Consider the following 8,244-nt stretch of genomic DNA (forward strand, 5'->3'; position numbering starts at 1 on the left):
GATGTCACGTCGGCGTGACCGCGGCCCTCGCCGCCGCGCGACCCGTCCTCACGATAGCGAACGAACCGTCAGGGCAGCGACGTACAATCGCGGCCGACCGTCATCCGGCGTCCTAGGGGGAACGGTGGAGATCGAGACCGGTGGGCGAAGCGAACCGCGCGGCGGACACGTCCGGCTGGGGGAGCTCTGCAGACGGCTGACTGACGAGTCGGAGTCGCTGGCGCTCGGTGAACGGGGGCTGAGGCTCGTCGAGTCCCTCACCTCCGCACTGCGTGCCGGTCGGCCACCCGCGGAACTCGACGATGTGTTCGACGAGTTGGAGGATGAGTTGCTCGCCGCCGGGCACAGCGCCGGCCTGGGCTCCTATCGCACCACACCGTTGCCGCCCCCGCCCGGCTTCCAGCAACTCCCGGTCGCCGGACGGGGCCACGCGCCGCTGCACGTACTGGCCTGCCCCCTGGGTCACTGCGGGCGCGTGGAGGCGCCGCCCGGTGACGGCGACGCACCGCACCCCGGCTGCCGGGTCTTCGAGCAGCCACTGCGCACGGTCCCCATCCGGTGACCAGCGCCTTTCTCAGTGCGCTGAGCGGCCGGATAGCCGAACGGTGGCTGGCCCTTCTCGCCCTGCCGGGACTGCTCTTCCTCGCCGCCGTCACCACGGCCATGGTCTTGGGCCACGCGCACTGGTCCGATCTCGGGCGGCTACGGGACCGGCTCGACACGCTTGCCGCCTCCCCCGCCTCCGACAGCGCCGGCACCGTCGTCCTGGTGGCGTTCGGCGTGCTGGCCGGTGCGGCGGTGGCCGGCGTGACCGCCCAGTCCCTGGGCGCGGGTGTGGAACTGCTCTGGTGCGCGGAGCCGCACGGGCCGCTGCTGCGTTACCTCGCCGACCGCCGGTCGCGCCGCTGGCGCGCCGCCGACGAGACCTTCCGCACCGCACTGGTGGCGGCGGGCCGGGCCCGGATCGAGGGAGCCGACGACGCCGACCGGCTCGCCGGCATCGCCGAGCGCCGTCACGCCGACCGCGGCCGTATCGCCGCGACACCGCCCCGTCATCCCTTCGCGATGGGCGACCGCCTCGCCGCCCCCGGGCAACGGCTGTGGCGTGCCCACCGGTTGGAGCTGGCGGCCGCCTGGCCGCACCTGTGGCTCCTGGCCGCCGACGGCACGCGTGCCGAACTGCAGGCCGCCCGCACCAGGTTCACCGCGTCGGCACGCCTGTGTGCCTGGGGCGTCGGCTATCTGGTGCTGGCGCTCTGGTGGTGGCCGGCGGCGCTGGTCGGGTGCGTCGCCGTCATCTCGGGCGTACGGCGCGGGCGCGCGGCCGCGGAGGCGTTCGCCGAACTGACCGAGGCCCTGGCCGACCTCCATGTACGCGACCTCGCGACGGCGCTGGGGGTCGAGTGCGAGGGGGCCGTCGACCGGGCGCTCGGAGAGCGCCTGACCCGGGTGCTGCGCAAGGATACGGACGCCGCGTAGGGCGGCGCCGGCTCCCTGTACGTCGCCGAGCCCGGACCGCGCCCAGTCCGGGTCACGGTTCCACCGACGCGAGCATGTACGCAGGACGCCCGTCTCGTTCTCACCGTGAGTCGTCGTCACCGGCGGCTGCCCTCTCACGTACACCTCCGCACCCTCGGTGCAGGACGCGAGCCGGACACCCGAGCGGGCCTGGCTCCTCGCCAACTCCGTACGCACCCGGGCCTCCTGGCCGACGACGGGAGTGGTTCACTTGCTGCCGGTTCCCGTGCCGGGATCGCCTGCCCGTAGACCGAAGGAAGCTGTTGCGATGACTGCGTCCGCTCCCCTGCCGCCGCCTCCCTCCACCCCGCCTGCTCCCGTCACCGGTCGTCGTGCTCCCGCCCGGTGGATCGTGTCGTGCGTGGCTGCCGTCGTCGCCGCCGGTGCGGGCATGGGCATCGGCTGGTTCCTGTGGGCCGGGCCGGACAGCGCGGCCTCCGGGACCGGTCTCGCCAACGCGGCGGCCGATGCGGCGGGTGCCTGCCAGGCCTGGAAGCGGGTTCCGGCGTTCAGCGCGCTGTACAGCGATGACAAGGACGCCTCGGCCCACTTCGACCGCGCCGTCGGTGCTGCCTCCCTGGCCCAGAGCGCGGCCCGACTGGACGACCGCTACAAGACTCTGGGCGAGGCCTTCCAGGAGATCACCATGCGCCTGCGGACCTACGAGGTGAAGGGCGCCGAGGCGGAGGCGGCCCACGAGAAGGTGAGCACCCTCTGCGCCGATCTGGACGGCTGAGATCCGCACACCGCCCGCCCGCCCCGCCGGTGCCGCACCGGCGTGGATCCGGCCGGGTGCTCCTCGGGATCGCCTCGTGAATGGCTTGGCCCGCGCAGTGGGCGCGAAGCCGCATGGCCGACGGAACCACGTACGAGTACCGGACCGTACGGACCGTTCGCGGCGCCGCACCGACGCGTTTCTCGCCCCCGGCACGAGAAGACCGCCGCCTCCCGCGAGGCAGCGGTCGCGCTCGTGCCGTCCGTGCTCCAGGCACCGTCCGTGTCAGAGCGGGCCCCGGCGCCGGAGGCTCACCGCGTCGGCGGGGCCGCCGCGCAGTCGGGCACGCCGTCGAGCCATGCCGCTCCCTGGATGTAGATGTTGGTCACCCACGCCTTGTAGTCGGGCAGGTACGACCACACGTCGTTGGTGTAGCCGTCGGAGGTGACCTCCTCCGCGTGCTTCTGGCACTGGACGCGGATGGTGGTGGAGTACGGGAAGGCGTAGACGCGGGCGGCGGCGAGGGAGGGCTCGGCCTTGGTCCACACGTCGGCGCCCCAGGTCTGGTGGATGTGACCGGTGACCTGCCCGGTGTTGACACGGACGGCGCCGAAGTAGCCGTTGAGGCGGACGTCGCTGACCATGAGCCTGGTGCCGGACTCCTTCGCCTCGACCATCTTGCCGGCGCCCAGGTAGATGGCGATGTGGTGCAGGTCCCGCGAGGTGCCCCAGGCGAGCAGGTCGCCCGGGAGCAGCGGGGCCAGGCCCTGGGCGGCGGTGAAGCGGGCGGCGGCGCGGTGCGTGTAGTACTGCTGGCCGGCGATGCCGTTGAGGATGTCGGAGCCCGCCGCCTCGGCGTACGCGTGGCGGACCAGGCCCGAGCAGTCGAAGCCGAGGCGTTCGGGGTCGTGTTCGCTGTCCGGGTCGGTCGGGTCGACCTGGCCGTACGTGGGGCCCGGCTGGGGTCCGTGCCCGCCGCCCCACGTGTACCAGGTGCCGGCCGCGACCTCGGCGCAGGCGGCGGCGATCGCGCGTTCGGCCGCCGCGGAGGCTCCGGGTGCGAGGACGCCGCACGCGTCGGCGGCCGTACGCTGCGCGGGCGCCTGGGTGTTCGCGGCGGCGGTCACCGGTGCCCAGAAGAGGAGGGCGAGTAACGCGATCAGTGTGCGGATGAGACTGGTCCGGCGGAGCATGCCAGGACCCCCGTTTCCTGTGGCTGGTGGGAGAAGTGCTCGCACAGGAGCCTGCCGACCGCGCCGCGCGCTTGTCGAGGAACCGGGTGTCGCCTCCCGCCGATGGGCAACGGGAAACACCCGGGAAACACCCTTGGAGCAGGTGAGTCGCCGTCAACCCCGCCCGTCGCAGGCCGTCCCGTCGCCGGTGAGGCGGACACCGGGCAGGAGCTTCGCGCGCGCGTCCGCGTCGACGCTCGCGCCCAGCCGGCAGATCCGCGCCAGCCGGGCGCCGGGGTCGAGGTCCCACAGCCGTACGGTGCCGTCCGTGCCGGCGCTGGCCACCGTGCCCCCGCCGGGAGCGAAGGTCACGCTCCACACCGCGTCGGTGTGGCCCGTCAGGGTCGCCCACGGACGCCGAGCGGCGACGTCCCACAGCCGCACCGTACGGTCGTTGCCGCTGCTGGCGAGCCTGCGGCCGTCGGGTGCGAAGGCGATGCCCCGGACGGATCCGATGTGACCGGTCAGGACGGCGTCCGGACGGCGTTCGCGGACGTTCCACAGTCGTACGGTGCCGTCGTTGCCGCTGCTGGCCAGGGTGCGCCCGTCCGGGGTGAAGGTCACGCTGCGCACCGCGCCGGTGTGGCCTCTCAGTGTGCCGAGCGGACGGTGCGAGAGGGCGTCCCAGAGCCGTACGGTCAGGTCGTCGGCGGCACTCGCCAGGATCCTGCCGTCGGGACTGAAGGCGACGCCGTTGGCGTAGTCCCGGTGGCCGGTCAGCGTCGCCAGCGGCGCGCGCTCCGCCACGTCCCACAGGCGTACCGTGCGGTCGGCGCCGGCCGAGGCGAGACTCCGGCCGTCGGGCGCGAAGGCGAGGGAGTAGACCTGCCCGGTGTGGCCGGGCAGGGTCGCCAGCGGCGCACGTGCGGCGACGTCCCACAGCCGGATCGTGCCGTCGGAGCCCGCCGACGCCAGGGTCCGCCCGTCGGGGGCGAAGGACACCGAGACGACCGCCTCGGTGTGCCCCCGGAGCGTCGCCAGGAGCCGGCGCCCGCCCACCTCCCACAGGCGTACCGTGTGGTCGGCGTCGGCGGTGGCCAGCAGTCGCCCGTCGGGGCTGTACCGGGCCTGCCAGACCTGTGTGAACGGACGGGTCGTCAGCACCGGGCCGCCGAGGCTCCACAGGACCACGGACCGGTCGAAACCGGCCGTGGCGAGCAGGGTGCCGTCGGAGGTCGCGGCCGCCCCCATCACGTAGTCGGTGTGGCCGGCGAGCACGGCGGTCTGCCGGCCGCCGCGCACGTCCCACAGCCTGGTCGTCCCGTCGCCGGCCGCGCCGACGACCGTGGCGCCGTCGTGCGTGTACGCGACGGCGTTGATGTCGTCGTTGCTTCCGGACAGCGTCGCGTCGAGCCGGCCGCCGCGCACGTCCCACAGTCGTACGGTCCGGTCGACGCCCCCGGAGGCCACCTCCCGGCCGTCCGGGGAGAACGCCGCACCCAGCACCTCGTCGGTGTGCCCCTCGAGCACGGTGAGGGGCCGGGCCCGGTCGGTGGCCCACAGGCGCACGGTCCGGTCGGCTCCGGCGGAGACCAGGGTCCGGCCGTCGGGGGCGTGGTCCAGGGCGTTGACCGTTCCCTCGTGCCCGCGGAGGGACGCGGTGAGGCGGGGTGTGCGCGCGGTGTCCCACACCTGGATCGGCCCCTTGGCGGTCGCGACGGCGAGCCGGTCTCCACGGGGGTCGAAGGACAGCGCCCGGGCGCCTTCCGTGCTGTCGGCGAGCACGGCCTTCCTGCGGCGCCCGTCGATGTCCCAGAGGCTCACGGGCCCGCGTGTCGACGTCGCCGCGAGGGTGCGGCCGTCGGGGCTGAAGGCGATCGAGCGGACGGGCCCGGACAGGGTGAACGTGGCGGTCGTGCGGCGGTCGGACACCCGTCGCAGGGTCACCGTCCCGTCGGAACTGGCCGTCGCCAGGGACCGGTCGTCCGGGGCGAAGGCCACCGCGTTGACCGGCCCCCGGTGACCGCCCAGCCGGCCGGAGAAGGGCTGGGACTGGGTGCTCAGCAGCGCGCCGCGCGCCTCGACGGTGACGTGGGCCCGGTAGGCCTCCCCGGCCAGCAGCATCGACGCCTCCGGCTGCCCCCCGGCGAGCGACGCGGACCGCACGGCGAGTGCCTGGGAACGCGCCACGCGTTCCTGACCGAGGGCGTTCTCGCGCTGCTGGTAGGCGAGGCCTCCCGCGGTCAGGGCGAGCCCCAGCAGGACGGCCAGCGTGGCGAGCATCGACTGCCGGAGCCGGACCTGGCGTCTGGCCTGCCGCTCGTGGCCTTCCTGCTCGGCCAGGCTCGCCCGGAGGAACACCTCCTCGCCGGGGCCGAGCCGACTCCAGCCGTCCAGTTCGTCGGCCCAGGAGAGCACGGTGCTCAGCCGGGTGCCGCGGTACAGCGCGGACGGGTCGTGGCTCTCGCGCTCCCATTCGGCGGCGGCGTGCGCGAGTTGCTGGTGCAGGAGCAGCCCGGCGCGGTCGGCGTGGATCCAGTCCCGCAGCCGTGGCCAGGCGTGCAGCAGGGCCTCGTGGGTGATCTCGACCGTGTCGCTGTCCGTGGTGACGAGCCGGGCGCGTACGAAGGCGTCGAGCGCGGCGGAGGCGCCGTCCGCGTCGGCGAACTGCTCCCGCAGGGCGGCCGTGTTCATCCGGCGGCGGGTGGCCCCGCCGCCGTCCGCGACGTACACCAGCCGGGACAGGACGCGGCGGATCGTCCTCTGCTCGGCCGGGTACAGCCGGGCGAAGACGTTCTCGGCGGTCCGCGCGATCGCGCCCCGGATGCCGCCGGCCCGCTCGTACCCGGCGACGGTCAGCGCGAGCCCTTCGCGCCGCTGCCAGGTGGCCAGCAGGGCGTGGGAGACGAGGGGGAGCACGCCGGAGGGTGTTACGTCGGCTCCGGAACCGGCACCGTTCCCGCCGGCCGGCGGTGGGCCGTCCGGCAGCGTGCCGGCCTGCTCTTCGCGCAGCCCCGCGTCGCGCAGGAGCAGGGGCACCAGGCCCGGTTGGAGCGTCAGTCCGGCGAGCCGCGCCGGACGGACTATGGACTCCCGCAACTCCCCCACGGACATGGGCGGCAGGACGAACAGTCCGTCGGTGAGGACCGGGGTCAGTTCGGGAAGGTCGAGGCAGTCACCGGTGAAGTCGGCCCGGACGCCGAGCACCACGACGGCGCGGCCGTGTGCGCTCTCCTCCGGCCGGGGGGCCGACAGCGCGCAGAGCACCCGGACGAAGGAGCGCCGCTCGTCCTCGTCCGCGCAGAGGGTGAAGAGTTCCTCGAACTGGTCGACGATCAGCACCAGCCGGCAGGGCGGGGGCCGGCGCCCTCCGGGCGGTGGCGGCGGGGCGTCCACCATCGCGCGTACGCCGTCGAGCACCGCGTCGGGATTCCCGCGCACCTCCTCGACGGTGACGGCGAGGTCCCCGCCCACCGCTTTCGCGGTGCGCTCCAGCAGTTCGTCCAGGGGCCGTGAGGTGGGGGTGAACGTCACCACCGGCCACCGGTCGGCGCCCGGCATGGGGAGGTCGCCACGCCGCAGGGCGGGCACCAGTCCGGCGTTGAGCAGGGACGACTTGCCCGCGCCCGAGGGGGCGACGAGCATCAGCGGGCCGCTTCCCACCCGTTCGAAGACGCGTTCCACCAGGGCGGCCGTCGCGCGCTCCCGGCCGAAGAACCAGTCCGCGTCCTGCGGGGTGAACGCCGACAGGCCGCGGTACGGACACGCCCCGTCGGACTGCCGCCCGGAAGCGGCGGCCTCGGTACCGCTCCCGCTGTCGGCGGACGGTCCCTCCCGTACGAGCCTCAGCAACTCCCCCTCGGCGCCGAGGACTCGGTCGCAGATACGGGCGATGTCGGCGGTCGCCCGTTTCGTGCCGGTCTCGATCTTGCTGAGGTAGCCCTTGCTGTAATGCGTCTGACGTGCCAGGTCGGTCAGCGACAGGCCACGCGCCTGTCTGAGTCGTCTGAGTTCCGCGGGGAAGGAGTGGGTGGTCAGCGCGTTCCGGTCCCGCTCGTTCCCGTGGTCAGTTTCATGCCCGTACTGCGGATCTCCCACGGAGTCCCCCATGCGGTGCGGCCGTGAGACGGTGGAAATCCAGGCTACTGCCGGGGCGGTCGGGGCATCCCCACCTTTCACCCGATGTGGCGAAAACACGGACGTCCGGAACCGTGGCGCGGTTCCGGACGTCTGCTGCGGGGGTCGGGCGGGTCAGGTCAGGTTGACCGCGCAGCCGCCGTTCACCCACCGGTGCGACCTGATGTTGTTGTTCACCGTCGGACCGGTGTTGAAGAAGTTGTCGGAGAGGTTGTCGGCGTACAGCTCGCCCGGCTGGAGGCAGGCGTGGCCTCCCGCGTAGTTCTCCAGGAAGTAGAACGCGACGATCGACAGGTTGCCGGTGAACCCGCGGTTCATGACCGACGAGGCCCTGTCGTTGGCGGAGCCCCAGTTGCTGCTGTCGCCCGGCGTGGCGATCAGCTGGGTGCCCTGGCAGTCGAAGCCGTCCCAGGCGTACATGTTGCCGTTGCGCGGGCCCCACTTACTGTCGCAGCCGGGGCCGGCGACGGTACTCTCCGACGCCTGCGCGGCGGTGGCGGGTACGGCGAGGCCCAGGGCGGCGAGCCCGAGGACCGCCGCGCTGACGATGAACTTGCGCATGCTGTTTCCCCTCGTTGGTGTCACAGTCGGTACGTCGGTGGTGCGTCGGGGGGGGGGGGGGGGGGGGGGGGGGGGGGGGGGGGGGGGGGGGGGGGGGGGGGGGGGGGGGGGGGGGGGGGGGGGGGGGGGGGGGGGGGGGGG

Annotated in this window: 6 protein-coding genes; 3 read left to right on the forward strand and 3 right to left on the reverse strand. The window is 74.0% G+C overall.

The features are described 5' to 3' along the window. Window positions 1-124: 124 nt before the first annotated feature. From ACZ5C2_RS36620 to ACZ5C2_RS36630, 3 genes are all read left to right on the forward strand, one after another. Window positions 125-562, forward strand: coding sequence for a hypothetical protein (locus tag ACZ5C2_RS36620; protein ID WP_468801007.1), 438 nt, complete (start codon window positions 125-127; stop codon window positions 560-562). Further along, on the forward strand, window positions 559-1,479 hold the full coding sequence (locus ACZ5C2_RS36625) for a hypothetical protein (RefSeq protein ID WP_468801008.1): 921 nt from the start codon (window positions 559-561) through the stop codon (window positions 1,477-1,479). Before ACZ5C2_RS36620 ends, ACZ5C2_RS36625 begins: the two co-directional genes overlap by 4 nt. A 400-nt stretch (window positions 1,480-1,879) precedes the next feature. Continuing rightward, window positions 1,880-2,254 (forward strand): hypothetical protein, encoded by a 375-nt coding sequence (locus ACZ5C2_RS36630; protein ID WP_468801009.1) that lies wholly within the window; start codon window positions 1,880-1,882, stop codon window positions 2,252-2,254. Window positions 2,255-2,544: 290 nt separating this feature from the next. Here the strand turns inward: ACZ5C2_RS36630 and ACZ5C2_RS36635 are convergent, their stop codons facing one another. The 3 genes from ACZ5C2_RS36635 to ACZ5C2_RS36645 all read right to left on the reverse strand — a co-directional run bounded on the left by ACZ5C2_RS36635 (window position 2,545) and on the right by ACZ5C2_RS36645 (window position 8,103). Next, window positions 2,545-3,426 carry an NlpC/P60 family protein gene (locus ACZ5C2_RS36635; RefSeq protein WP_468801011.1) on the reverse strand — a complete coding sequence of 294 codons (882 nt, stop codon included), beginning with the start codon at window positions 3,424-3,426 and terminating at the stop codon, window positions 2,545-2,547. Between the two features lie 153 nt (window positions 3,427-3,579). After that, on the reverse strand, window positions 3,580-7,503 hold the full coding sequence (locus ACZ5C2_RS36640) for an nSTAND1 domain-containing NTPase (protein WP_468801012.1): 3,924 nt from the start codon (window positions 7,501-7,503) through the stop codon (window positions 3,580-3,582). 153 nt (window positions 7,504-7,656) lie between these two features. Then, window positions 7,657-8,103 carry a peptidase inhibitor family I36 protein gene (locus tag ACZ5C2_RS36645; RefSeq protein WP_468801014.1) on the reverse strand — a complete coding sequence of 149 codons (447 nt, stop codon included), beginning with the start codon at window positions 8,101-8,103 and terminating at the stop codon, window positions 7,657-7,659. Window positions 8,104-8,244 lie beyond the last annotated feature (141 nt).

This window comes from Streptomyces sp. NPDC031365 (genome assembly GCF_055569765.1).